We start from the raw sequence: 25,653 nt of genomic DNA on the forward strand, positions 1-25,653 counted from the left end.
ACGCGGTGCCGGCGGGGGGGGTTTTCTATCGGGGGGGGGCACATGGCGGCCGCCGGAGGGGCGGCGACGGGCTGCTGGGGCGCGGAGGCCGGGGTGGGAGGGGCGACCGGGGCGGCAGCGGGCTGCGCGGGCGAGGCACCGGCCGCGGCGGGCTGCCGGGCCACAGGCGGAGTCGCGGGGCCGGAGGGCTGAGCCGGGGCCTGGGGGGCCTGGGCAGGCGTCTGGGCGTACGGGTTGGGCTGACCCGCGCCGGGGGCGCCGTACGGGCCTGCCGGGGGCTGCCCGGTGCCGTACGCGCCGGCGGGCGCCGGGCCCGGGCCGGGGGCGCCCGCGAGCGGCTGGCCGCCCTGCGGCGGCGGAGGCGCGTACCAGCCGGGCTGGCCCTGGCCCGGGACCGGCATCGGAGGCTGGGTGCCCGGCGGGAGGGGCTGCTGAAGGCCGGCCTTCTGGTCGATCGTCGAGCGGTAGTCGACGGCGCCCTGGGTCATCCGCATGTACGCCTCTTCCAGCGAGGCCTGGTGCGGCGAGAGCTCCCACAGGCGTACGTCCGTGTCGTGGGCGATGTCGCTGATGCGGGGGAGCGGCAGACCCGTGATGCGCAGCGCGCCGTCCTGCTCCGGCAGCACATGCCCGCCCGCCTCGGTCAGCGCGGACGTCAGCTTCTCGCGCAGCTGCGGATCGGTGTCGGGGGTGCGTACGCGCGCGAAGCCGGCGGAGTTCGCGGCGATGAAGTCCTGCACGCTCATGTCGGCCAGCAGCTGTCCGCGCCCGATGACGATCAGGTGGTCCGCGGTCAGCGCCATCTCGCTCATGAGGTGCGAGGAGACGAAGACCGTACGGCCCTCCGCCGCGAGGGACTTCATCAGGTTGCGCACCCAGAGGATGCCCTCGGGGTCGAGCCCGTTGACCGGCTCGTCGAACAGCAGCACCTGGGGGTCGCCGAGCAGCGCGGCGGCGATGCCGAGCCGCTGGCCCATACCGAGGGAGAAGCCCTTGGAGCGCCTCCTGGCCACGTCCTGGAGTCCGACCACGCCGAGCACCTCGTCCACCCGGCGGGCCGGGATGCCGGACAGCTGGGCGAGGCAGAGCAGATGGTTGCGGGCATGCCGGCCGCCGTGCACGGCCTTGGCGTCGAGCAGTGCGCCCACCTGGCGGGGGGCGTTGGGGAGCTTGCGGTACGGGTAGCCGCCGATCGTCACCTGCCCCGACGTGGGGTTGTCCAGACCGAGGATCATCCGCATCGTCGTCGACTTGCCGGAGCCGTTGGGGCCCAGGAAGCCGGTGACGGCACCGGGCCGTACCTGGAAGGAAAGGTTGTACACAGCGGTCTTGTCGCCATATTGCTTGGTCAGGCCGACTGCCTCGATCATGCTCCGCACCCATCGAAAGGTTCAGGACAGCAGGGCACACGCCCCCGTAAGGGTTAGGAGCTTAACCGGGCGCTGACGGTTCCACTCAAGAGCGAGCAAAGCTCCGGGGCGTCATGCATCCCTCTTCTTCAGCAGGACGTACCCTCCCGCGACCGCCGCGACCACCCACAGCACCATGATCCCGAACCCGCCCCAGGGACCGTACGGAGTGTCGTCGTCGATCGGGGTGACCACCTGCATGATCTTGCTGCCGGCCTGGTCGGGCAGGTACTGGCCGATCTTCTTGGTCGCCGAGACGTTGCCGAGGATGTTGGAGATCAGGAAGAAGAACGGCATCAGGATGCCCAGCGACAGCATCGGCGAGCGCAGCATCGTGGCCACACCCATCGAGAACACCGCGATGAGGGTCATGTAGAGCCCGCCGCCGATGACCGCGCGCAGCACTCCCGGGTCGCCGATCTCGGCCCGGTGCGAGCCGAGCATCGCCTGCCCGAGGAAGAAGGTGACGAAGCTGGTGAGGAGGCCGACGACGAGGCAGAGGCCGGCCGCCACCGCGATCTTGCTGAACAGGAAGGTGCCGCGCTGCGGAACGGCGGCCAGCGAGGTGCGGATCATGCCGGTGCTGTACTCGTTCGACACCACGAGCACTCCGAACACGATCATCGCGAGCTGACCGAGACCCATCCCGGCGAAGCTGATGAAGGTGGGGTCGAAGGAGAGCTGGTCGTTGCGGCTCATCTTGTCGAACTCGTTCTTCGACAGGGCCGCGATCAGCATGCCGAGGGCGAGGGTGACGACCACGGCGAGGGAGAGCGTCCACACGGTGGAGGCCACCGACCGGATCTTGGTCCACTCGGACCGTACGACCTGGATCGCCGCCATGGTCAGTTCTCCTTCCAGTCGTCGCCCCACTGCTGGGGTGGCGCCGCGACGGGTGTGTCGGAGTGTGCGTGGTACTCGACCGACTCCGCGGTCAGCTGCATGAACGCCTCTTCCAGAGAGGCCTGCTGCGGGCTCAGCTCGTGAAGCACGATCTGGTGCTGCGCGGCCAGCTCCCCGATGTGCTCGGGCTTGCCGCCGTCGACCTCCAGCGTCCCGTTGCCGGTCTCCACGACCGTGATCCCGGCCTCGTGCAGCACGTCGAGCAGCCGCTCGCGCTGGGGTGAGCGGATCCGGACGTACGACCGCGAGTTCTGCTCGATGAACTCGGCCATGGAGGTGTCGGCGAGCAGCCGCCCCTGACCGATGACGACGAGGTGATCGGCGGTCAGCGCCATCTCGCTCATGAGGTGGGAGGAGACGAAGACGGTCCGTCCCTGGGCCGCGAGCGATTTCATCAGGTTGCGGATCCAGTGGATGCCCTCGGGATCGAGCCCGTTGACCGGCTCGTCGAACATCAGGATCCGCGGATCGCCCAGGAGTGCGCCCGCGATGCCGAGCCGCTGTCCCATGCCGAGGGAGAACCCCTTGGCCTTCTTCTTCGCCACCGCGGTGAGGCCGACGGTGTCGAGGACCTCGGCGACCCGCCCGCGAGGGATGCCGTTGCTCTGGGCGAGGCAGAGGAGGTGGTTGAAGGCGCTGCGCCCGCCGTGCATGGCCTTGGCGTCCAGCAGGGCGCCGATGTACTTCAGCGGTTCTTTGAGATGGTCGTAGTGCTGCCCGTCGATCCGGACGTCACCGGCGGTGGGGCGGTCGAGGCCGAGCAGCATCCGCATCGTCGTCGACTTGCCGGCGCCGTTGGGCCCGAGGAAGCCCGTGACGATGCCCGGTCTGACGGTGAAGGTCAGGTTGTTGACCGCCACCTTCTCGCCGTACCGCTTGGTCAGGCCCTCGAGCTCGATCATGCGGCCACGCTAAGACGGGCCTTCGGGGGCTGCCACTTGAGCGGGCAGGGCGAGGGGACGAGGGCGGCGAGCACCGTGCAGGCCGTTGACCAGAGGAAGGCGTGCTGCTGCACGATCCGGACGGTGTCGGCGGCGCTCATCGACGCTGACAGAGATCGTCGACGACGTCTTCCTGCCCCTGGTGGGCACGCCAGAGGCCCGCACCTTCGGGGGAGACGGTGCGGGCCTCTGAACGCGCTAGTGCTTACCGGGACTGCTGAGCCGGAACCCCACGGGAGATCGGCTCGTCGTCCGTGGCCGGCGAACCGGCTGCGGCCACCGCGGCGCCCGTGAGCGTGGCGAGCATCTCGCGCACGTTCGTCAGCTGGGCGTTGATGCTGTCGCGGCGGTTGGTGAGGGCGGCCAGCTCGCGCTCGGATTCCGAACGGATCCGGTCGGCCTTGGCGTTCGCGTCGGCCACGATGTCCTCGGCCTGGCGCTGCGCCGTCTCGACGGTCTGACGGGCCCGGCGCTCGGCGTCCGTGCGCAGCTTCTCGGCCTCGAGACGCAGCTGCTCCGCGCGGTGCTCGATCTCCGCGAGGCGCTTCTCGGCCTTCTGCTGACGGGACGCGAGGTCGCGCTCGGACTGCTCGCGGCGCTTGGCGAGGTTCGTCTCGAAGTCCGCGGCGGCCTGGGCGGCCTTGGCGCGGGTCTCCTCGAAGAGGGCGTCCGCCTCCTCGCGCTTCTGCTGCGCGTCCTTCTGTGCCTCCTGGCGCAGCTGAGAGGAGTCGCTCTTGGCCTTCTCGACGATCCGGACGCCTTCGTCCTCGGCCTTGGCCTTGCGCTCCGCGGCGAACGACTCCGCGTCGTTGCGGACCTGCTGGGCCGCCGACTCGGCGAGTTCGCGGTGCTGCTCCGCCGCGCGACGGGCCTCCTCGCGCAGATCCTTGGCCTCCTCCTCGGCGAGGCGGAGGATCTTCTCGACACGCGCGCCGAGACCGGCGTACGAGGGCTCGGCGTCGGTGACCTGAGCCTGCGCGTTCTGCGTTTCGAGGTGGAGCTCCTCGATGCGCTTTTCCAGAGCGGTGATGCGGGAGAGAGCGCTGTCACGGTCGGAGACGAGCTTGGAGATCCGTTCGTCCACCTGAGCGCGGTCGTACCCACGCCGCACAAGCTCGAAGCCGTAGGGGGAAGTGTCGCTCATGGGGTTCCTGTCAAATGAGACCGGTGAGGTGATAGGGGGAATCCTAGGGGCCGAAGCGGTGTGTCATCGAGCGGATACGTGTTTGATCTGGAGAATGACACCCCTTTTGAGTGGCTAACCCCGGGACGGCTTGCCAAAAACTTGGTCAAAGGCCCCAGACGGCACCGGAATTCGACCTGCCGGTCAGCCTTCGGTCAGCTGTCCGTCGCCTAACTGTCGGACGACTTGCCACCCGATCGAGGGGCGCCGACCGAGACGCCGGCCTTGACGCCACCGTCCTTGCCCGCCGAAGGGGCCTCGAAGGACTCCAACGCCTCCAGGACGTCCTGGACACGGGAGATCTCGGCGTTGATGTCCTCGCGGCGGCGCACCAGGATCTCCAGCTCGCGCTTTCCTTCCTCCACCGTGCGCCGGGCCTCGCGGATCGCCTCCGCCTTGAGCTCCTCGGCCTCCCGCACGAGCGCCGACTTCTTCTGCTCGGCCTCCTTCAGGAGCCCCTCGGCCTTCTTCACGGCCGCGATACGGACCTTGCCCGCCTCGGAGTTGGCCTCCGAGACCAGCTCCTTGGCCTTGGCCTGCGCCTTCGCCAGCTGCTCCTCGGACGCCTTGATGAGCGCGTCGCAGCGGTCACCGGTCGACTTCATCGTCTCGGCGGCCTCGCGCCGGGCCCGCTCGTGCAGCTCCTCGATCTCGGTCGTGATGCGGTCGCGCAGCTCCTCGGCGCGCTCCCTTATGGCGGTGGCGTCCCGGCGGGCGCCGACGAGCAGCTCGTCCGCGTCCGTACGGGCCTTCTCCACCCGGGAGTTGCCCTCGACGGTCGCCTCCGAGATCAGCCGGTCGGCCTCCGAGCGGGCCGCGCCCACCATGGAGTCGGCCTGCCCCTCCGCGTCCGCGGTGGTCTTGTGGGCCTGCTGCTGCGCCTCGGTGAGGAGCTTGTCCGCCTCGGCCGTGGTCTCCGTGATGAGCGTGTCGACCTGCTCGGCCACGTCCTGGCGCCGCTTGTTGGCGTCCTTGCGGGCCTCGTCGAGGGTCCGCTCGGCCTCCTCGCGCGCGGCCGTCGTGACCCGGTCGGCCTCGGCCAGGGCATCGGCCTTGACGCGCTCGGAGTCGCTGCGGACCCGGTCGGCGTGCAGCTGTGCGGAGCCGACCGTGTCGGCGGCCTCGGCGCGCAGCCGCTCCGCGTCCCCGGTGGCGTCCGCGATCAGCTTCTCGGCCTTGGCGACCGCCTCGGACCGTACGCGCTCGGCCTCGTTGACCGTGTCCGTGCGCAGCCGGTCGGTGTCGGCGAGCGTCTCCGTGGTGAGCCGCTCGGCCTCGTTGCGTGCCTCGGTGATGAGGGCGTCGGCCTGCGAGGCCGCGTCCGAGCGGAGGCGGTTGGCGTCCTCACGGGCGTCCGCCCGGGTACGGGCGGCGGCCTGGTCGGCCTCGGCGATCGCGTTCGAGGCGTCCGTGCGCACCCGCTGGGCGTGCTCGGAGGCGTCCGACCTGAGCCGCTCCGCCTCCGCGATGGCCTCCCCGACGGTGCGCTCGGCGAGCGACTTGGCGGCCTCCGACTCCTCGTTCGCCTCACGCCGGATGCGGCCCGCGTCCGCGCTGGCCCGCTCCCGCTCGGCGTAGGCGTCGCCACGGACCCGGTCCGCCTCTTCCTCGGCCTCGCGGCGGGTGCGATCCGCCGCGTGCTCGGCGGCGCTGCGCAGCCCGGCGATCTCGTCCTGAGCCTGCTCGTGCAGCCCGGCCACGGATTCCCGTACCTGCTGGGCGTGCTGTTCGGCCGCCGACACCATCTCGGTGGCGTGCCGGTCGGCCTCCTCGACCAGCCGCACCGCCTCGGCCTGCGCCTCCTCCACACGGTTGCGTGCGGAGGCCAGCAGCTCCTCGCTCTGCTCGCGGGCCCGCTCGCGCTCCTGGTCGGCCTCCTGGCGCGCCGAGCCGAGGGTCTCCTCGGCCTCGCGGCGGCGCCGGACGGCCTCCTCCTGGGCGGCGGCCAGCGTCTCGGACGCCTCCGTCGCGAGCCGCTCGGCGGCGGCCTGCGCCTCCGCACGGACCCGGTCGGCGGTGTCCTGGGCCTCCGCCTTCAGCTGCTCGGCCTCGGCCGCGGCCGCCGAACGCAGCCGTACGGCGATGGCCTCGCCCTCCGCGCGGGACGCGGACGCGTCGGAGGCGGCCTCGTCGCGCAGCCGTTCCGCCTCCGCCTCGGCCTGCTGCTGCAGTGTGCGGATCCGCTCGGCGGACTCGGCGCGCAGCCGCTCGCTCTCCTCGGCGGCCTCGCGACGGATCCGCGCGGCCTCGGCGCGGGCGTCGCTCAGCGCCTGCTCGGCGGCGGCGAGGCGCTCCTCGGTGTCGGTGCGCAGCCGGGTCAGTTCCTCGGCGGCCTCGGCCTGGCGAGCCGCTATGGCCTGCTCGGTCTCCTCGTGCAGTTCCCGCGCGGCCCGCTCGGCGTCCGCCTTGATGCCCTCGGACTGCTCGACGACCTCCGCGCGGTGCCGCTCGGCCTCCTGGCGGGTGCGCTCCAGGGTCTCCTCGGCCTGCCGGCGCAGCGTGGTGGCGCGCTCGATGGCCTCGGTGCGGACCTTCTCGCTGTCCGTCGTGGCCGTCTGGCGCAGCTCGTCCGCGTCCTGCTTGGCCTTCGCCAGCAGCTCCTCGGCGGTCTTGGCCGCCTCCTCGATCTGCTGGACGGCCTCCTTGCGGGCCTCCGCGCGGATCTTCTCGCCCTCGGCGACCGCGTCGGCGCGCAGCTGCTCGGCCTCGCCGCGCAGCCGACGGGCCTCCTCCTGGAGCTCGACCGTCTTGGCCCGGTACTCCTTGGTGTCGTCCTTCGCCGAGCCCTTGAGCTGCTCGGCGATGTCATGCGCCTCGGCGCGCAGCCGGTCCGCCTCGGCCTCGGCCTCGGAACGGATCCGCTCGGCCTCCTCGGCGGCGGCCTTGGTGGTGTTACGGGCCTCCTCGGACGCCTTGTTGAGGACGTCCTCGGCGGTCTTGGCCGCCTTGCCCAGCTGGGAGGCGGTCTCCTCGGCGGTGATCGTGCGGGCCTTCTCGGAGGCCTCGGCGACGATCTTCTCGGCCTCCGTGCGGGCGTCCGCGACGACCTGCTCGGCGTCCGCCTTGGTGGTCTCGGCCTCCTTGGTGGCCTCGTTGACCAGCCGGGCGACCTGCTCCTTGGCCGTACGCGTGCGCTGTTCGTTGGTCGACTCGGCGCTGGTGAGCGACTTCTCGGCGGTCGCCTTGGCCTCGGCGACGAGCTTCTCGGCCTCGCTCTGCGCCTTGCGCAGCGCCTCCTCGGCCTCCGTCATCCGCTGCTCGGCCGCGCGGCTCAGCTCGGTCGCCTCGCGGCGGGCGCTGTCCGACTCGGTCGCCGTGGAGCTGCGCAGCTGCTCGGCGTGGTCGGTGGCCTCCTGGGCCTGCGTCGACGCGGCGTTCAGCAGCCGCTCGGCGTCCGTGCGGGCACGGCGCAGCAGCTGCTCGGCCTCCGCGCGGGCGGTCTCGGCCTCGCTCTGGAGGCGCTGGCGGGCCTCGGCGGCGACCCGCTCGGCCTCCGCGCGGGCGGCGGCCATGGCCTGGTCGGCCTCCGCGCGGGACTCCTCCAGGAGCCGGCGGGCCTGCTGCTCGGTACGGGCGCGCAGCTGCTCGGCCCACGCCACGTTCTCGTTGACGTGCGACTCGACGGTCTGGCGACGCTCGGAGAGCTCCTGGTCCAGCTGCTGGCGGCGGGTGACCGCCTCCTGGTGCAGCTCCGCCTGGAGTCGCGCCGCGTTCTCGGCGTGCTCCTGGAGGATGCGCTGCGTCTGCGCCCGTGCCTGGCTCAGCTCGCGCTCGGCGTCCTGGCGCAACTGGTCGGCCTGGACCTGGGCGTTGCGGAGCAACTGTTCGGCTTGGTAGCCGATGTCGCCGCCGTCGTAGGACGGTCGGGACATGAGGGTGCGCCGCGCCTCGTGCAACTTGGCGCGCAGCACCTCGACCTGGTAGCCGAGGTCCTCGGCGTGCTGGATCGCCTTTTCCCGCTCGGTCTTCAGCCGGTCCATCTCGGCCTCGAACCGAGAGAGGTGATCGACGTCAGCCGCCGGCACTCGCTCCTGGCTTTCGTAGCCCCGCACTGCGCGGTCCCATCCGTCCCCTGGTCGCGTGTCTGCCCAAACGAGCTCCGTCCATCCGCCGAACGGGGCCCCCGGGGAATGGTGTCAGATCAACGGCGGAGCAAGGGCTGCCGCCCCGACGCTTGTCCCCCGAAACCCGGACCCCGGCGGCTTCTCCGGTCAAAGGTGGTGTCGTCCGCCGAAGGGCGGGCCCCGCGGCGTCCGGTGCGTGCGATCGCAAGGCGCCGGAAGGTCCTCGTAGCGGAGCTACTAGGGCCTTTCGGCAACGCGGCGAGCGTGCGTACCAGACGTCGCGGGGCAGGCACCACCTTTGACCGGAGGAGCCAGGTCGCCCCCAAAGAGCGGCGACCGCCCCCAACCCTACCGGCCCATATGTACGGGGGTCAGTGCTCAGGTGACTCAACAGGCGCCGAAGTGACCAGTTCTGTCAGGACTCCATGGCAATCCTTTGGGTGCAGGAAGGTGATCCGTGACCCCATGGAGCCGCGTCGCGGCTCCTCGTACAGAACGCGTACGCCCTTGTCGCGGATGTCCGCGGACTCGCCGTCCACATCCGCCGTACCGAAAGCGATGTGGTGCACCCCCTCGCCGTTCTTGGCGAGCCACTTCGCGACGGTGGAGTCCTCGCGGGTCGGCTCGAGGAGCTGCAGGTAGGAGGCCCCGCCGTCCGAGGTTTCATTGATCTTGAGCATGGCCTCGCGTACGCCCTGCTCCTCGTTGACCTCGGAGTGGTACACCTCGAAGCCGTAGGTGGCCCGGTAGAACTCGACAGTCTTGTCCAGGTCGAAACAGGCGATCCCGATGTGGTCGATTCGCGTCAGCATGGAACTCAGTGCAGCGCTCCGGAGGTGGTTACGCAACGTGCGCGCGATCACACCCACGGCCGGGTGACGGCACGGAGTGCCACTCAGTACATTCGAAGTAAACCCTCGTTCACTCCTCAGCTGTGCAGCTGAAAGGGGATCGCACCTCATGTCTGGTTCGAACAGCACGACGTCCGTCATCGTGGCGGGTGCCCGCACTCCGATGGGACGGTTGCTCGGTTCACTGAAGTCCTTCTCCGGAGCCGACCTCGGCGGCTTCGCGATCAAGGCCGCCCTCGACCGTGCGGGAATCGGCGGCGACCAGGTGCAGTACGTGATCATGGGCCAGGTGCTCCAGGCCGGGACAGGGCAGATCCCGGCGCGCCAGGCCGCGGTCAAGGCCGGCATCCCGATGGGCGTCCCCGCCCTCACCATCAACAAGGTCTGTCTGTCGGGCCTGGACGCCATCGCGCTGGCCGACCAGCTGATCCGCGCCGGCGAGTTCGACGTGATCGTCGCCGGCGGCCAGGAGTCCATGACCAACGCGCCCCACCTGCTCCCGAAGTCCCGCGAGGGCTTCAAGTACGGCGCCATCGAGATGCTCGACGCCATGGCCCACGACGGTCTGACCGACCCCTGGGAGAACATCCCCATGGGCGAGTCGACCGAGAAGCACAACACCCGCCTCGGCATCCAGCGCGCCGCGCAGGACGAGATCGCCGCCCTGTCCCACCAGCGCGCCGCGGCCGCCCAGAAGAACGGCGTCTTCGAGGCCGAGATCACCCCGATCGAGATCCCGCAGCGCAAGGGCGAGCCGGTCGTCTTCAGCAAGGACGAGGGCATCCGCGCCGACACCACCGCGGAGTCCCTGGGCAAGCTGCGTCCGGCGTTCACCCGCGACGGCACCATCACGGCGGGGACGTCCTCGCAGATCTCCGACGGCGCCGCCGCCGTGGTCGTGATGAGCAAGGCCAAGGCGCAGGAGCTCGGCCTGGAGTGGATCGCCGAGATCGGCGCCCACGGCAACGTGGCCGGACCGGACAACTCCCTCCAGTCCCAGCCGTCCAACGCCATCCTCCACGCCCTCAAGAAGGAGGGCCTGGACGTCTCCGACCTCGACCTGATCGAGATCAACGAGGCTTTCGCCGCCGTCGCGGTCCAGTCAATGAAGGACCTCGGGGTGTCCTCCGAAACGGTGAACGTCAACGGCGGTGCCATCGCCCTGGGCCACCCGATCGGCATGTCCGGCGCCCGTCTGGTGCTGCACCTGGCGCTGGAGCTGAAGCGGCGCGGCGGCGGTGTCGGCGCGGCCGCGCTGTGCGGCGGCGGCGGTCAGGGTGACGCGCTCATCGTGCGGGTACCCAAGGCCTGAGCTGTACTTCTCTAGCGGATCGGAGCTGTGATGCAGGACGTCTCCTCTCTGGTGGCCCAGGCGAGGGAGGGCAGGCCGCGTGCCGTGGCCCGGTTGATCTCCCTGGTGGAGGGGGCGTCCCCGCAGCTCAGGGAGGTCATGGCGGCGCTGGCCCCGCTGACGGGCAACGCGTACGTCGTGGGTCTGACCGGTTCGCCGGGCGTGGGCAAGTCGACGTCCACGTCCGCCCTGGTCACCGCGTACCGCAAGCAGGGCAGGCGGGTCGGCGTCCTGGCCGTCGACCCGTCCTCGCCCTTCTCGGGCGGCGCCCTGCTGGGCGACCGCGTCCGGATGTCGGACCACGCCTCCGACCCGGGCGTCTACATCCGCTCGATGGCCACCCGCGGTCACCTCGGCGGCCTGGCCTGGTCGGCCCCGCAGGCGATCCGGGTCCTGGACGCGGCGGGCTGCGACGTGGTCCTGGTCGAGACGGTCGGCGTCGGCCAGTCGGAGGTCGAGATCGCCTCGCAGGCGGACACCAGCGTGGTCCTGCTGGCCCCGGGCATGGGCGACGGCATCCAGGCGGCCAAGGCCGGAATCCTGGAGATCGGCGATGTGTACGTCGTCAACAAGGCCGACCGGGACGGCGCCGACGCCACCGCCCGTGAGCTCAACCACATGCTGGGCCTCGGCGAATCCCGCGGCCCCGGCGACTGGCGCCCGCCGATCGTGAAGACGGTCGCCGCCCGCTCCGAGGGCATCGACGAGGTCGTCGAGGCGCTGGAGAAGCACCGCGCCTGGATGGAGGAGCGCGGAGTCCTGGCCGAGCGCCGCCGCGCCCGCGCCGCCCGCGAGGTGGAGACCATCGCGGTCACGGCCCTGCGCGAGAGGATCGGCGACCTGCACGGCGACCGACGCCTGGACGCACTGGCGGACAGGATCGTGGCCGGGGAGCTGGATCCGTACGGGGCGGCGGACGAACTGGTGACGGGCCTGACGCAGGCCTGAGGCGAGGCCGAGGCGGCGCCGAGTGGGGCCTGAGCCGGGCGCGGCGGCAGGCGGAGCCGCCACCGCGCGGGGATTGGCAGATCCGTCCCCCGCTGTACCGCGGTGACCTGCGCTTTTCCCACCCAAGCCGGGGACACATCTGCGGCTGCCGCTGGGGGTGTGCTTCGCGGTGGCGGGGGCGGTCGCGATGGTGGCGGCACTGGTCGGGGCACTGGTCCCGGCACGGCGAAGCGGCCGTACGCCGGAGCGTACGGCCGTCGCGCCCGCTGCGGCTGACGTGCGGGTTCTGTGACCTGCGTCAGTCCTGGTCGTCGTCCGAGCGATCCGCCGTGACCTTGCCGCTGTTCAGGTCGACCTGCCAGTCCTGGTCGGCCTTGCCGGAGGTGCGGGTCTCCACGTCCCAGGCCTGCGAGGCACCGTCCTCGTCGAGGTCCACGGACGTCACGGTGCCCTTGGCGGCGGCCGCCTTCGCCGCCTCCGCGGCCGTCACGGACGTACCCTTCAGGGCGGCCCGCACCTGGGCGGTGTCGTCCTCCTGCTCGGTGTGGGAGCCGAGGACCTTGCCGGTGGCGGGGTCGATCGTGATGCTGTGCCAGGTGCTGCCGTCGCCCAGCACGTCGACGTCCCACACGACCTTGCCGTTGTCGTCCTCGTCGCCCAGGTCGGCGGAGACGGCGGTGCCCGGGACGCTCTTCAGCGCGGCCGCGATCGCCTCGGCGGCGGAGACATCGCCGCCGGCGACCGTCGTACGGTCCTCGGCGTCGTCGTTCACGCTGTCCGCCCGGTCGTCCGCGTCGTCGTGATCGGCGACCACCTGCGTGCCGGAGTCCGACTGGCGCTGCGCCGTCGTCTCGTCGTCGCCCGCGGCGAAGGCCGCGACGGTGCCGCCGGTGGCCAGGGCTGCGGCGGTCAGGGTGGCGATGACGATGTTGCGCTTCATGAGGGTTCCTTCCCCTTCGATCGGTTTCGCTCGGTTCCAGCGATTCGCTCGCTTTCGACATGACCAAACATCGCCGACCGACGCTGAGGGGAACCTGAAGCCACCTGAAGGGATCTTCAGCTTGGCTTTGCGAACCTGTACGTATGCGCCTGTTGATCGCGGAGGACGAGTACCGGCTGGAGGCGGGACGGTGAGCAGGTTCTTCGGCTCGGTCCGCTCGCGCGCGACCCTCGGTGCCAGTCTCGTCGTGGCCGTGGCGCTGGTGATGGCCGGGTCCGCGGTGCTGTTCTCGCTGCGGTCCAACCTCATCGACCAGGCGGACACCCAGGCGGAACGCTCGGCGCGCGGCGTGGCCGCCCTGCTCGCCACCGGGAAGTCGTACGCCGACCTGGACCTGGACGACGAGAACCCGGTCCAGGTCGTCGACGCGAACGGCACGCTGGTCGCGGTCAGCGACGGCCTGGAGCGGATCAGCGGCACCGCCACCGACGCGGTGAAGGCACCGGCGCAGCCGGGTGGTCGGGGCAGCCCGAGCGGCTCGGGCGACGACGGCGCCGACGACGACACCGCTCTCGAACCCGGCGAGATCGGCGACGACGTCGAGCTCACCGACGGCACCGCGACCATCGACGGCGAGAGCGCCGACTACCGTTTCGCGGCGCTCCCCGTGGAGACCGACGACGGGGTCGAGCTGACCGTCTACGCCGGCGAGTCCCTGGACACCGAACAGGGCGCCGTGGACACCGCGCTCACCGTCATGCTGATCGGCTTCCCGCTGCTGCTCGGCGTCGTCGCCGCCGCGACCTGGCTCGTCACCCGGCGCGCCCTGCGCCCGGTCGAGGGCATCCGGCGCGAGATGGCCGCGATCACCGCCTCCGAGGACCTCGCACGACGCGTACCGGAGCCGGACACCCACGACGAGGTCGCCAGGCTCGCCCGCACCACCAACGCGACGCTGGCCGCGCTGGAGGCCTCCGTGGAGCGCCAGCGCCGGTTCGTCGCCGACGCCTCGCACGAACTGCGCAGCCCGATCGCGTCCCTGCGCACCCAGCTGGAAGTGGGCGCCGCCCATCCGGAGTTGTTGGACGTGCCGGGCGCGGTCCAGGACACCGTACGACTCCAGCGCCTCGCCGCCGATCTGCTGCTGCTCGCCCGTCTGGACGCGGGGGAGGGGCCCGGCGACAAGCGGCTCGACCTCGGAGAGGTGGCGCGGCGGGAGGCGCGGGGGCGGGACGGGGTCACCGTCGAGGCGGCGGACGTGGAAGTGGCGGGGTCCCGGAGCCAGCTGGAGCGGGTGATCGGCAATCTGCTCGACAACGCGCAGCGGCACGCCCGTTCGGTGATCGGTGTGACCGTACGGCGGGACGGGGCGTGGGCCGCCGTCGAGGTCGCCGACGACGGGGACGGGGTGGCCGAGGCCGACCGGGAGCGGATCTTCGAGCGGTTCGTACGGCTCGACGAGGCCCGCAGCCGTGACGACGGCGGCGCCGGGCTCGGGCTCGCCATCGCCCGGGACGTCGCCGCACGTCACGGCGGCACGCTCACGGTCCGCGACGCACCGGCAGGCGGAGCCCTGTTCGAACTCCGCCTGCCGCTCGTCTAGCTGCCGCTACCCGGTCAGAGGCGCCCGCGCTGGCCGCGCAGATGCTCCGCGATGGGCTTGAGGGACTTGTCGAGCTCCGCCATGGAATCGGGGTTCAGCAGGTCGATGAAGTGGCGCCGCACAGACGCCACGTGGTGTGGCGCGACCTTCTTCATCGTCTCCATGCCGTGCTCGGTCAGGACCGCGTACAGACCGCGGCGGTCCGACTCGCAGTTCTCGCGCCGCACCAGGTCCGCGTTCTCCATGCGGGTGATCTGGTGCGAGAGGCGGCTCTTGGACTGGAGGGTGGCGGACGCGAGATCGCTCATCCGCATCCGTACGTCCTCCGACTCGGACAGATTCACCAGGATCTCGTAGTCGTTCATTGTCAGGCCGAACGGCTGGAGGTCCTTCTCGAGCTGGTACGTCAACAGCCTGTTGACCTCCAGGTGGGTGCGCCAGGCGCACTGCTCCGCATCGGTCAGCCAGGGCGTGGCCGTCTCGGTCTCCATGAATGAAGTCTACCTAAGAAGTTGAAAGGCGAACTAGTGAGGGTTTTGGCGTGACGGCGTGCACACGTTCGACGTCACACTCCGCAGACTACCGCTCACAGCCCGAAGCGACGCTGGAGGTCCCCCAGCTGTCCGGGAAGGCGCGGTGTGCCCGCTTGCTGTGCAGGGCCTGTGGACGGCACTCCGGAACCGGGTACTCCGGCCTGCTGGGGAACCGCCCCCGTGGCCTGCTCCGCCATCAGTGCCTCGGAGGACTGGAGCAGTACGGTGCCGGCCCCCACGAACTCGAACTGATGCTCCTCTCCAGAGGCCCCGCCCAGGCCCGTCATCGCACGTAGACCGCCCATCAGGCCGGTCATATAGCCGTGGTCGTAGTGATGGCACGGCGACGGGCAGTCGGCCCAGCCGACGAGCGCCTGCGGGTCCACCCGGATCGGGGGTTCCATGAACACCACCGGGCCGTTAGATGCGGCCACGAACTTTCCGGTTCCGATCAGGGTCAGAAAACCCGGCACGATCGACTGCTTGAGGGCAAGACTTGGCTGAAAAGCGAGCAGGTTGCCTGAGCGAATGGTCAGGTTGCCGTTCTCGAGGTCGTACGAATTCACGTCGAAGGCCCGGTCGGCGAGGAGCATCTTGCCCGAACCCTCGGCCACGACCCAGTCGCTCGCGTGCAGAGGCGAATGGAAAGACGTACGGACAAGTCGGTCGAGTCGCCCGTGCCCGACGCCGTTGAAGTCGATCGAGCCGTAGTAGGCGATCATCTTCCCCTTCTGCAGGAACCACTGGCTCCCCTTGAGCTCCACGCAGAAGGTGTAGTTGTTCACGTTGTCGTCGACGGGCAGCGTCGCGGGGTCATGGACGGTCGGGCCCGCGCCCGGGTAGGTGCTCACAGCTTCTCCTCCGACGCCTGGACGAACACCGTCCCGTGACCGCTGAGCTCCAGCTGGAAGGCCTCGCCGGAGCCGCGGCCCACCATGTCGCGCCAGCCGAGCGCGGTGGACAGCTTGTTGCGGACCTCGCCGTGGTGGGCGACGTAGGCCTGCGGGTCGACATGGACCGGCCGCTGCGGGGTGATCGGCAGCTCGATGACGCCGCCGTGGGCCATCACGGCGACCGAGCCGTGTCCCTTGAGGGTGGTGGTGAACAGCCCCTGGCCGGTGACCTGGCCGCGGACCATGCCCATGACGCCGCCCTGCGAGCCCATGAACATCGTGCCCTGATCCAGGGTGCCCTCGAAGGCGAGGAGGCGGTCCGCCTCGACGTACAGGGTGTCGCCGGTGAGGTTGATCACCTGGACGTGGTGGCCGCCGTGCCCGAACAGGACGGTGCCGCTGCCCTCCACGGTCATCAGGGGAGTGGCCTCGCCCGCGACCCGGCGCCCGATCATCGACGCGATCCCGCCCTGGCCGCCCTGGGTGTTGGGCGTGAAGGACACCTCGCCCTTGTAGGCGAGCATCGCGCCGCGCTGGCTGAACAGCCGCTGCCCGGGCATGACGGTCGCCTCGACCATCTTCGAGTTGAGCTCACGGAAGGCCATCTCAGACATCCCCCGCAATCGTGTTCCGCTCACTGGGCTGGACGTACACCAGGCCGTCCCCCTCGAAGCGGATCTGGAAGGCCTCGCCGCCGCCCTCTCCCATGAGAGTGCGGAATGTCACACCGGACTGGAAGGACTGCCGCAGATTCCCCTGGTGCGCGATGTACGCCCCCGGGTCGACGCTCAGCGGGAACTGCGCGCTGACCCGCAGCACCACGGCCGGACCGTCCGAGGTGATCGCCGCCTGTCCATGCCCCTCGACGGTCGTCGTGAACAGTCCGTTGCCCTGCGAGGCGCCGCGCAGCCCCGTGAAACTGGTCCCTGTCCGCAGCCCGCCGTCGGTCGCGAGCAGATTGCTCGACTCCACGTAGAGCTTGTCCCCCTGGAGACCGACCAGATTGATCTCGGAGGCGCGATCGGCGAACCAGCAGGTCCCCTGCCCCCTCACCTCCATCACCGTCATCTGCTCACCGGTGATCCGCCGGGTCACCATGCCCCGGATGCCCTCACCGCCACCGCTGAGCTTCTTGAACGCCATCTGCCCGTCGTACGCCACCATCGAACCGTTCTTCGCCTTCACGGCGTCCCCGGTCATCTCGACGGCGAGCACCTTGCTGCCTTGAAGTCGGAACATCGCCACGCTGCGAAGGTAGCCCGCGGAAAGGCCTTGCCGACAGAGCCCGTGGGTGGAGAGGGACCCTGATCGCACCCTTAGGGGGTCAGGGGAGCCGTATGACCGCCTTCCCCGAGGTCAGGTCGACGGTGGAGCGCGGGGGCGCGCCGTCCTCCTCGTCGTCCCGCATCACCAGCGCGCTCTGCCGTTCCTTGAGCTCGTGCTGCTTGCCGGGCGAGAGGGCGGCGTGCAGTTGCTCGAAGCCGGTCGCGGAGACCTGCCCCTACCGGGCAGCATTGCGTCAGGGCAGCACTCCGGCCCGGCCGGCCCGCAGCAGCAGCTGATCGACGAAAGCCAGCACGGTGAGCAGGACGACCAGTCCGGGCAGGGTCATGAAGAAGACGAACTGCAGACGCACTCCTGGCTGCGAGACACCGACGACGGACCCCCCAGCCTGTCCCCGCTCAGCCGTTTGCCACAATGGGCAAACGTTTGTGCACGCATTCACAAAGCGTCGACGCCCCTCCACCGAAGGTGACCCGTGGACCTCAAGACCGCCAGCGCCCTCCGCCGCCTCCGCCTCGTCTCCGCCCCCGAGGCGGTCTCGTTCCTGATTCTGCTCGTCTGCTCGGTCCTGAAGCGGACCACGGACTTCGACGCGGTGCGCCCGATGGGCATGATCCACGGTGTGCTCTTCGTCCTGTACGTGATCTTCTGGGCGGATGCCTGGAACCGTACGAAGTGGTCCGCGGGCACCGCCGCCCTGTACTTCGTCCTCTCCGTCCTGCCCACCGGCGGCTTCTTCGCCGAGCGCAAGCTCAAGCGTGAGGCCGAGGACGCGGTCATCGCCTCCCGTGCCCGCCAGGAGGGCGCGGTGAAGGCGCCGTGATCGTCGCCTTCTCCGTCACGCCGCTCGGCGTGGGCGACGAGGTGGGGGAGTACGTCGCCGACGCCGTCCGTGTCGTCCGCGAGTCGGGTCTGCCCCACCGCACCGACGCGATGTTCACCTCGATCGAGGGCGACTGGGACGAGGTGATGGACGTCGTGAAGCGCGCCGTCGCCGCGGTCGAGGCGCGCGCCCCGCGCGTGTCCCTGGTCCTCAAGGCGGACATCCGCCCGGGCGTGACCGACGGTCTGACCTCCAAGGTGGCGACGGTGGAGCGGCACCTCGCCGACTGAGCGCTCCGCTGGGCCCCTTTGGGACGCGACGGACAGGTAGCCGCGCCTCCCCGGCCCCCGGCGGGGCACCACCCACGCATGCGCACCGTCCCCAGGCGGAACGCAGCAGCACCGCCGCACCGTCCCCAGGCGGGACGGGCCCCGCATGCGCAACGGCGAGCAGAGGACGTACCGGGGGGTGTCCGCCCGCAGCGTCGGACGCCCAACCAAGCGCACATCCCCAAGACACAGCACCGCCCGGCCGAGGACGGACACCCCCGGTGCGGCACCGACCCCCGGCCAACCGCCATGCGCGGCGCACGCCCCCACCGGACCCGCACAGGCCGCCGCAGGCATCCCCCCACTCACCGTCAGACGCATCCCACTCGCCTGGACCCTCCCAGTTCGACACGCCCGTGAATCTCCACTTGTGTGTGGATATCGGCTCGTTCGATCACTGGAGGGCGCTGTGAGGCCGGAGGGCTACGACTACGACACCCACAGCCGACTTGCCGGACCGCTCACGGAGCCGTCCGCCGAGAAGTACCGGGTGCAGTACACCTCACTCCTCGCAGGCGAGCCGCACCGAATACGCGCGATCCTCCTCATGACCCTCGCGCCCCTGCTCACCGGCGCCCTGCTGGTCTACCTGGTCTGGCCCACCCACTGGGTCGAGCGTGAGGGCGGCGACGAGTGGCTGATCGGCCTCGACATCACGATGCTCATAGCCATCGCGCTCATCGAGCTGTTCATGGTCGTCAACGTCGTCTCCGTCGCACACGCCACCCTCGTGGCCCGCGACCCCATCCCCGTCACCCCCGAACCCGGCACCCGCGTCGCCTTCCTCACGACATACGTCCCGGGCAAGGAACCCCTGGAGATGGTCCGCGCCACCCTCGAAGGCGCTACGAAGATCACCCACACCGGCCCCCTGGACGTCTGGCTCCTGGACGAAGGCGACGACGAACCGGCCAAGGCCCTCTGTACGGAACTCGGCGTACGGCACTTCACCCGTCACGGCGTCCCCGAGTGGAACAGACCCAAGGGCGTCCACAAGGCCAACACCAAGCACGGGAACTACAACGCCTGGATCGCCATGCACGGCGACGAGTACGACTTCTTCGCCTCGGTCGACACCGACCACGTCCCGCTCCCCAACTTCCTGGAGCGGATGACGGGTTACCTCCGGGACCCGGACGTCGCCTTCGTCGTGGGCCCGCAGGTGTACGGCAATTACCACAACCCCGTCACCAAGGCCGCCGAGTCCCAGCAGTTCCTCTTCCACGCGCTGATCCAGCGCGCCGGCAACCGCTACCGCGCACCCATGTTCGTCGGCACCAACAACGTCGTACGCATCGCGGCCGTGAAACAGATCGGCGGCCTCTACGACTCCATCACCGAGGACATGGCCACCGGCTTCGAGCTCCACCGCCACCGCAACCCGAACACCCGCAACCACTGGCGCAGCGTCTACACCCCCGACGTCCTCGCCGTCGGCGAAGGCCCCGCCTCCTGGACGGACTTCTTCACCCAGCAGATGCGGTGGTCGCGCGGCACGTACGAGACGCTCTTCAAGCAGTACTGGAAGGCACCGTTCACGATGCCGCCCGGGCGCCTCTTCTCGTACACGCTGATGCTCGTCTACTACCCGATGACGGCCGTCAACTGGTTCCTGGGCATCCTGAGCTGTTTCCTGTTCCTCTGGTTCGGCGCGTCCGGCACCCAGGTCGCCGCATCGCTCTGGCTGATGCTCTACAGCGACGCGGCCGCCCTCCAGGTCGGCCTCTACCTCTGGAACCGCCGCCACAACGTCTCCCCGCACGAGCCCCAGGGCTCCGGCGGCCTCGCGGGCATGGCGATGTCGGCCCTCTCCGCGCCGATCTATCTCAAGTCCTTCGGCGAGGCGCTCATCCGCCGCCCCAGCCGCTTCGTCGTCACCCCGAAGGGCGGCGACGCGAGCCCCGACCGTCTGCTCACCTTCCGCATCCATCTGTTCTGGGCGGCCCTCCTCGCGACCTCGCTGGTCGGCTCGGTCGTCCTGGACCACACGCATGTGGCGATGCGCACCTGGGCGGTCCTGGCCATGGCGATAGCCCTGGCCCCGATCGGGGTGTGGATCTCCACACGCCTCAAGGAGCGCCAGGCCCACCGCTCCACAGCCGCGGCCACTGCCACCACCCGCCCCGTCGACGGCACCGAGCCGGCCCTCGCCACCACCTCCAGCACCACGACAGGAGGCAACTAGGCATGGCCTACCAGCCGTCCCAGCGCACCAAGAGGACCCTTCTCGGCATCGGCGGCATCGCCGTCCTCGTCGGCCTGAACGCTCCGGCCGCGCTCGACTTCGCCGGTGATCAGTACTACGCGTACAAGATCACCCAGCCCGAGTACAAGGCGAAGTACGGGAGTTGGAGCCGGGTCGACATCCCGGAGGAGTACCGCACCAACGCGATCCACGCGGCGCTCCTGCACACCGGCAAGGTGCTCATCGTCGCGGGCTCCGGGAACGAGCAGAAGAAGTTCGACGAGGGGTCCTTCGACACCGTTCTCTGGGACCCGGCCAGTGACACGTTCAAGAAGATCCCCACCCCCGACGACTTCTTCTGCTCAGGACACGCCCAACTCCCGGACGGCAGACTCCTCGTGGCCGGTGGCACCGCCCGCTACGAACTGCTCGACGGCGAGGTCGACCGGGCCGGCGGCGGCATGCGTGTGAAGAACGAGAACCCCGACAGGGCGGTACTCCTGAAGAAGGGGACCCGCTTCCGCTCGCCCGCCGGAGTCGAGTACGCCACCAAGTTCGACGTCACCGTCCCCAAGGCGAAGAAGTCCTTCAAGGTCACCTACAACGCCCGCGGTGTGATGCAGCCCTGGCAGACGAAGGTGACGGCCGCCGAGGCACGGGTCTTCGTGGAGGCCGTGGAGAAGGGCCCGATGTCCGTCACCGAGAAGCAGGCCCAGTACGAGATCGTGGGCCTGACCGGCAAGGACGCGGACAACGCCTACGGCCTCAGCGAGAAGATCACCCTCGAAAAGCAGGACTTCCAAGGCATCCGCGCTGCCTACGAGTTCGACCCGGTCGCCGAGAAGTACATCCCGGTCGACCCGATGGACAAGGCCCGTTGGTACCCGACCCTGGTGGGCCTCGACGACGGTCGCGTCCTCGCCGTCTCCGGCCTGGACGACGTGGGGATGATCGACCCGGGCGACAACGAGATCTACGACCCGAAGACCAAGAAGTGGTCCCCCGGGCCGAAGCGGTACTTCCCGACGTACCCCGCGCTCTTCCTCACCAAGGGCGGCAAGCTCTTCTATCCGGCCTCCAACGCCGGTTACGGGCCTGCCGACATGGGCCGCGAACCGGGGCTGTGGGACCTGAAGACCAACACCTTCGAGAAGGTCCCCGGTCTGCGCGACGCCGACGAGACGGAGACCTCGGCATCGCTCCTGCTCCCGCCCGCGCAGGACCAGAAGGTGATGATCCTCGGCGGCGGAGGCGTCGGCGAGTCGAAGAAGTCGACCCCGCGCACGGCCGTCGTCGACCTGAAGAAGGACAACCCCGTCTTCGAGGACGGCCCCAACCTCCCGCAGGGCACGCGCTACCTGAACAGCGTGATCATGCCGGACGACACCGTGTTCACCGCGAACGGCGCCGAGGACTACCGCGGCCGCAGCGCCAGCAACATCCTCAAGGCACAGTTCTACGACCCGAAGAACAACGTCTTCCACGAGGCCGCGTCCCCGACGGTGGGCCGCAACTACCACTCCGAGGCGCTGCTGCTGCCCGACGGAAGGGTCGCCAGCTTCGGCTCCGACCCGCTCTACGACGACCAGCAGAACACCAAGCTCGGCCACTTCGAGCAGCGCATGGAGATCTTCACACCGCCCGCCCTGCACCGTGGCGGCGCCGACCGCCCCGAACTGAAGGACGGACCGAGGGCACTCGACGCGAACCACCGCGCGACCTTCCGCAGCGACGACGCGGACCGGATCGCCAAGGCCCGGCTGATGCGGCCGAGCGCGGTGACGCACACCACCGACGTCGAACAGCGCTCCATCGAACTCGGCATCACGAAGAACGCGAACGCCGTCACCTTCGATGTGCCCAAGGACCCGGCCCTGGTGCCGCCCGGCTGGTACATGCTGTTCGCGACGGACGCGGACGGCACCCCGTCGGAAGCGAAGTGGATCCAGGTGAAGCAAGTGAAGCTGGTGAAGTAGGAGAAGCAGGTGAAGTGGCCGGTCAGTTCCGGGAGTTGCCCGCCAGCCCCAGGGCGTACTCCGGCCACCACTGCCCGGCGTCCGGACCGCCCTCGCAGGTCCCGTCCGACTCGCCGGGCCGCTTGACCCACAGATAGGCGTCCAGGGCCGTCTCGCCCGTGCTCGTCGTCGGCGCGGTGCCCAGCGCCCGGCCCGGCGGGTTGCACCACACGCCCGGCAGCGGCCCGTTGCCGTTACGGCTGCTGTCGATGACGAAGTGCTTGCCGTCGAGGTCCTTGGAGAGGCGGCGGCCGTACTCCTTGGTGACGGCGTCGGTCTGGAAGTTGGAGACGTTGAGCGAGAAGCCGTCCGCCTTCGCCACGCCTGCCCGCCGCAGCGGCTCGACCAGCTTCCGGGGCTCCCGGATCCAGGACGGGTTGCCCGCGTCCAGGTACACCTTCGTGTTCGGCTGCCGCTTCAGCCGGTCGATCGCCTCACCCAGCAACTGCTCGCGCTCGGCGTGGTATTCGCCCGGTGTGCAGCCGTCCACGATGTGCGCGACCGCGTCGGGTTCGAGGACGACGAGGGCCTCGGCTTCACCGAGCGCGTCCGCGAACCTCCCGATCCACTGCCGGTAGGTGTCCGCGTCCGCGGCCCCGCCCGCGGAGTGCTGGCCGCAGTCCCGGTGCGGGATGTTGTACGCGACGAACAGCGCCGTACGGTCCTCGGCCACGGCCGACGCGGTGGCCGCCCCGACGGTCGGACCCGGGTCGATCTCACCGGCCGGCCACAGCGCGGCCGGCCGGTCCGCGATCTTCTGGAGCTGCTCCGCGTCCCGGGTACGGCCCTCCCGCTGCCACAGCTGGATCTGCTGGGCGGCGGAACTGTTGGGGTCCACCCAGAACGGGGACGCCGGATCCGCGCCCGACTTCCTGCTGGCCGCGCCGGCGACGGAGGCCTCCTCGACGTCGGGCGCGGAGCAGCCTGCGGCTAGCGCGAGGGTGGTGAGGACAGCGAGGGTGTTGGTCAGCCGGGGCATGCTGCTCCCTTGCGAAGGGTGACTTTAAGTAAGGGCGCGTTACTTATAGTCACATGGATCACGTGTCCGAGCTGTACACGACACCGCTCCGCGGGGAGGGCCGTATTCGTCTGCCGGCCGGTTGGGGCTGGTCGCGCAGTTCCCCGCGCCCCCGCTCAGGGCGATCCCCAGGGGTGTGCGTTCGTACAGGACCTGGTGGCCGTAGCGTCTCGCGGTGAGCAGGCCCGAATCCCGCAGGACCGTCAGATGCGCGGAGACGGACGACGGGGCGAGACCCAGCCGGTGGGCCAGGGCGGTCGTGGTGGCCGGTTCGTCGAGCGCGGCGAGTACGGCGGCCCGGCCGCGGCCCAGGAGTCGTACGAGCGAGTCGGACGTACGGTCGTCGGGCTCGGCCCACAACCCGCCGATGCCCCGCGCCGGATACGCGAGGGTCGGCTGCCAGGGCGGGTCGTAGGTGCTGACCACGTCCGGCCAGATGAAGACGCTCGGCATGAGCACCAGCCCCTGGCCTTCGAGCCGTCGCTCGTGCTCGCCCCGGTGTTCGACGGTCAGCGTCCCCGCGTCCCACCCGAACCGCCGGCTGATCTCCGGCAGCAGCCCGCCGAGCCCCACCTCGGCCAGCCGGCGGGAGTGGAAGGCGACGTCGGCCTCCAGCAGGGCGCGCAGTCGAGGCCAGTCCGGGGCGACGAGGGTGCGCCAGACCTCCTCCATCGCGTCGGACAGTTCCCGCACCATCCGGACGGGATCGCGCATCCAGGCCCGCCCGTGCGCCGACTCCAGGGCGCCGGGCGTGGACGCGAGCGACTTCGCGGTGTCCGCGCGTGCGACCACCGGATCACTCGCGCGTACGGCCGCGATCTCCTCCTCGAAGGTGGCCGCGGGCCCGAGCGGGGGCGGGCCCAGCCAGTCGGGGGAGTGTCCGCGGCGGGGCATCAGCAGCCACAACGGCGTGAGATCGAGCGCGGCGGCCGCGGTGCGGATCCGGCGCAGCCAGGGTGTGTGATAGCCGTGCCGGTCGGGTCGTTTGAGAGTGCGGACGACTTCCTGCGTCTCCCAGAGGGGGGAGATCGCGAAGCGGCAGCGGAGGAAGTCGTCCTCACCGAAGTGCAGTCGCGAAGGCATATGTGTCCCTGGGCGGGTGGCGGGAAGATTCGGCTGTGTCCGAAACTCTAGGGCGCGGGCGGTGCGGTCGGCACGCTGCTGCACATGACGGACGACACCCTCACCGCCGCCCCGCCCACCGGCTACGGCCGAGTCTTCGCCGTACGGGAGTTCCGCGCGGTCTTCGTGGCGCATCTGCTCTCCCTGCTGGGTGTCGTGGTCAGCGAGATCGCGCTCTCGGTCCTCGTCTACGACCTGACCGGCTCGCCCCTGATGAGCGCGCTGGCGTTCGCGCTCGGATTCCTGCCGTACGTCGTCGGCGGCACCCTGCTCGCGGGGATCGCCGACCGCTTTCCGGCCCGGCGGGTGCTGGTGGTGTGCGACCTGGTGTGCGCGGCGTGCGTGCTGCCGATGGCGGCGCCGGGGGCCGGCATCGCGCTGCTGCTGACGCTGCGGTGCTGTCTGGCGGTGGTGGCGCCGGTTTTCCAGGGGACGCGGATGGCGACGCTGGCCGACATCCTCGGGGACGGCGATCTGTTCGTGCTGGGCCGCTCGCTGCTGCGGATCGTGTCGCAGAGCGCGCTGCTCGTGGGGTACGGGGTGGGCGGCCTGCTGCTGACCGTCGTGGCGCCGCGCCATGCGCTGCTGATCACGGTGGCCACGTTCTGTGCGTCGGCGGTGCTGCTGCGCTTCGGCACGCGGCGGCGGCCGGCGCGGGCGGGGGCCGGGACCGCGCTGGTGACGGAGTCACTGAAGGGCGCGCGGCAGGTGTTCGCGAACCGCCGGGTCCGGGTGCTGCTGTTCCTCTTCTGGGTGCCGCCGATGTTCTCGGTGGTGCCGGAGGCGCTGGCCGCGCCGTACGCGGACGATCTGGGCGCGGGGTCGGTGGGGCTGGGACTGCTGATGTGCGCGCTGCCGGTGGGCACGATCGCGGGGGAGCTGTGGGCGGGGGCGCGGCTGGCGCCGGCGGCCCGGGAACGGATCGCGTTGCCGCTGGTGTGCGTGACGCTGGCGCCCTACGTGGCGTATGTGCTGCACCCGGGTCTGTCCGTCTCCTTGCTGGTGTTGGTGCTGTCGGGGGCGGGGTCGGCGTACACGCTGGGCCTGGACCAGTGGTTCGTGCGGGCGGTGCCGGAGGAGTTGCGGGGCCGGGCGATGACGCTGCTGACGGCCGGCCTGATGACGATCCAGGGGGGGGGGATGGCGCTGGCGGGGGGGGTGGGGGAGTTCGCGGGGGTCGCGGGGGCCGGGGGGGGGGGGGGGGGGGTGGGGGCGGGGGGCTGGGGGGCGGTGGGCGGGGGGGGGCCCCGGGGCGAAT

General features: G+C 70.5%; 22 protein-coding genes and 1 pseudogene. 8 read left to right on the top strand and 15 right to left on the bottom strand.

Annotated elements, in window-relative coordinates:
* From TN53_RS36235 to mce, 7 genes are all read right to left on the bottom strand, one after another.
* The coding region (locus TN53_RS36235) for an ABC transporter ATP-binding protein (RefSeq protein WP_046263069.1) at nt 1-1,370 on the bottom strand (1,370 nt) is incomplete at its 3' end.
* 111 nt (nt 1,371-1,481) lie between these two features.
* Nucleotides 1,482-2,252: an ABC transporter permease subunit gene (locus TN53_RS36240; protein WP_046263070.1), complete on the bottom strand. Its 771-nt coding sequence runs from the start codon at nt 2,250-2,252 to the stop codon at nt 1,482-1,484.
* Between the two features lie 2 nt (nt 2,253-2,254).
* Entirely contained in the window at nt 2,255-3,214 is a 960-nt protein-coding gene (locus TN53_RS36245; protein ID WP_046263071.1) for an ABC transporter ATP-binding protein, read from the bottom strand.
* Nucleotides 3,211-3,354 carry a hypothetical protein gene (locus TN53_RS47575; RefSeq protein ID WP_159038236.1) on the bottom strand — a complete coding sequence of 48 codons (144 nt, stop codon included), beginning with the start codon at nt 3,352-3,354 and terminating at the stop codon, nt 3,211-3,213. Before TN53_RS47575 ends, TN53_RS36245 begins: the two co-directional genes overlap by 4 nt.
* A gap of 104 nt (nt 3,355-3,458) precedes the next feature.
* On the bottom strand, nt 3,459-4,397 hold the full coding sequence (locus TN53_RS36250; protein WP_046263072.1) for a cellulose-binding protein: 939 nt from the start codon (nt 4,395-4,397) through the stop codon (nt 3,459-3,461).
* A gap of 209 nt (nt 4,398-4,606) precedes the next feature.
* Entirely contained in the window at nt 4,607-8,488 is a 3,882-nt protein-coding gene (scy, locus tag TN53_RS36255; protein WP_046263073.1) for a polarized growth protein Scy, read from the bottom strand.
* Between the two features lie 383 nt (nt 8,489-8,871).
* On the bottom strand, nt 8,872-9,312 hold the full coding sequence (mce, locus tag TN53_RS36260) for a methylmalonyl-CoA epimerase (protein ID WP_046263074.1): 441 nt from the start codon (nt 9,310-9,312) through the stop codon (nt 8,872-8,874).
* Nucleotides 9,313-9,460: 148 nt separating this feature from the next.
* Between mce and TN53_RS36265 the strand changes: the two genes are divergently transcribed.
* Together TN53_RS36265 and meaB are read left to right on the top strand one after the other, a co-directional pair.
* The gene (locus TN53_RS36265) at nt 9,461-10,663 is read left to right on the top strand and encodes an acetyl-CoA C-acetyltransferase (protein WP_046263075.1); all 1,203 of its coding nucleotides are present in this window, start codon (nt 9,461-9,463) and stop codon (nt 10,661-10,663) included.
* A 30-nt stretch (nt 10,664-10,693) separates the two neighbouring features.
* Nucleotides 10,694-11,650 carry a methylmalonyl Co-A mutase-associated GTPase MeaB gene (gene meaB, locus TN53_RS36270; RefSeq protein WP_046263076.1) on the top strand — a complete coding sequence of 319 codons (957 nt, stop codon included), beginning with the start codon at nt 10,694-10,696 and terminating at the stop codon, nt 11,648-11,650.
* Nucleotides 11,651-11,948: 298 nt separating this feature from the next.
* Here meaB and TN53_RS36275 read toward each other — a convergent pair whose 3' ends face one another.
* Nucleotides 11,949-12,590, bottom strand: coding sequence for a PepSY domain-containing protein (locus tag TN53_RS36275; protein WP_046263077.1), 642 nt, complete (start codon nt 12,588-12,590; stop codon nt 11,949-11,951).
* Between the two features lie 190 nt (nt 12,591-12,780).
* On the opposite strand from TN53_RS36275, the gene TN53_RS36280 reads away from it, so the two are divergent.
* On the top strand, nt 12,781-14,193 hold the full coding sequence (locus TN53_RS36280; protein ID WP_046263078.1) for a sensor histidine kinase: 1,413 nt from the start codon (nt 12,781-12,783) through the stop codon (nt 14,191-14,193).
* Between the two features lie 14 nt (nt 14,194-14,207).
* On the opposite strand, the gene TN53_RS36285 is transcribed toward TN53_RS36280, so the two are convergent.
* The 5 genes and pseudogenes from TN53_RS36285 to TN53_RS36305 all read right to left on the bottom strand — a co-directional run bounded on the left by TN53_RS36285 (nt 14,208) and on the right by TN53_RS36305 (nt 17,249).
* Entirely contained in the window at nt 14,208-14,684 is a 477-nt protein-coding gene (locus tag TN53_RS36285; protein WP_046263079.1) for a MarR family winged helix-turn-helix transcriptional regulator, read from the bottom strand.
* Nucleotides 14,685-14,779: 95 nt separating this feature from the next.
* Nucleotides 14,780-15,577, bottom strand: a complete 798-nt coding sequence (locus TN53_RS36290) for an AIM24 family protein (protein ID WP_046263080.1) — start codon at nt 15,575-15,577, stop codon at nt 14,780-14,782.
* Entirely contained in the window at nt 15,574-16,224 is a 651-nt protein-coding gene (locus TN53_RS36295) for an AIM24 family protein (protein ID WP_046263081.1), read from the bottom strand. The genes TN53_RS36290 and TN53_RS36295 overlap by 4 nt, the downstream gene beginning before the upstream one ends.
* A 1-nt stretch (nt 16,225) precedes the next feature.
* Nucleotides 16,226-16,858 carry an AIM24 family protein gene (locus TN53_RS36300; RefSeq protein WP_046263082.1) on the bottom strand — a complete coding sequence of 211 codons (633 nt, stop codon included), beginning with the start codon at nt 16,856-16,858 and terminating at the stop codon, nt 16,226-16,228.
* Between the two features lie 85 nt (nt 16,859-16,943).
* Nucleotides 16,944-17,249 (bottom strand): annotated as a pseudogene (locus tag TN53_RS36305) (DUF6191 domain-containing protein).
* A gap of 129 nt (nt 17,250-17,378) precedes the next feature.
* On the opposite strand from TN53_RS36305, the gene TN53_RS36310 reads away from it, so the two are divergent.
* The 4 genes from TN53_RS36310 (at nt 17,379) to TN53_RS36325 (ending at nt 22,216) form a co-directional block, all read left to right on the top strand.
* Nucleotides 17,379-17,726 (top strand): DUF3817 domain-containing protein, encoded by a 348-nt coding sequence (locus TN53_RS36310; protein ID WP_046263083.1) that lies wholly within the window; start codon nt 17,379-17,381, stop codon nt 17,724-17,726.
* Entirely contained in the window at nt 17,723-18,016 is a 294-nt protein-coding gene (locus tag TN53_RS36315; protein WP_046263084.1) for an MTH1187 family thiamine-binding protein, read from the top strand. The genes TN53_RS36310 and TN53_RS36315 overlap by 4 nt, the downstream gene beginning before the upstream one ends.
* Before the next feature lie 448 nt (nt 18,017-18,464).
* On the top strand, nt 18,465-20,240 hold the full coding sequence (locus TN53_RS36320) for a glycosyltransferase family 2 protein (RefSeq protein ID WP_046263085.1): 1,776 nt from the start codon (nt 18,465-18,467) through the stop codon (nt 20,238-20,240).
* 2 nt (nt 20,241-20,242) lie between these two features.
* The gene (locus tag TN53_RS36325) at nt 20,243-22,216 is read left to right on the top strand and encodes a galactose oxidase-like domain-containing protein (RefSeq protein ID WP_046263086.1); all 1,974 of its coding nucleotides are present in this window, start codon (nt 20,243-20,245) and stop codon (nt 22,214-22,216) included.
* A gap of 22 nt (nt 22,217-22,238) precedes the next feature.
* On the opposite strand, the gene TN53_RS36330 is transcribed toward TN53_RS36325, so the two are convergent.
* Both TN53_RS36330 and TN53_RS36335 read right to left on the bottom strand, forming a co-directional pair.
* The gene (locus tag TN53_RS36330) at nt 22,239-23,234 is read right to left on the bottom strand and encodes a glycoside hydrolase family 6 protein (RefSeq protein WP_046263087.1); all 996 of its coding nucleotides are present in this window, start codon (nt 23,232-23,234) and stop codon (nt 22,239-22,241) included.
* 39 nt (nt 23,235-23,273) lie between these two features.
* Nucleotides 23,274-24,356, bottom strand: a complete 1,083-nt coding sequence (locus TN53_RS36335) for an ArsR/SmtB family transcription factor (RefSeq protein WP_095046916.1) — start codon at nt 24,354-24,356, stop codon at nt 23,274-23,276.
* 84 nt (nt 24,357-24,440) lie between these two features.
* Here TN53_RS36335 and TN53_RS36340 point away from each other — a divergent pair.
* Nucleotides 24,441-25,653: MFS transporter (locus TN53_RS36340; RefSeq protein ID WP_046263088.1), on the top strand; the 1,213-nt coding region annotated here is incomplete at its 3' end.

Source organism: Streptomyces sp. WM6386 (genome assembly GCF_000972385.1).
GTDB lineage: Bacteria > Actinomycetota > Actinomycetes > Streptomycetales > Streptomycetaceae > Streptomyces.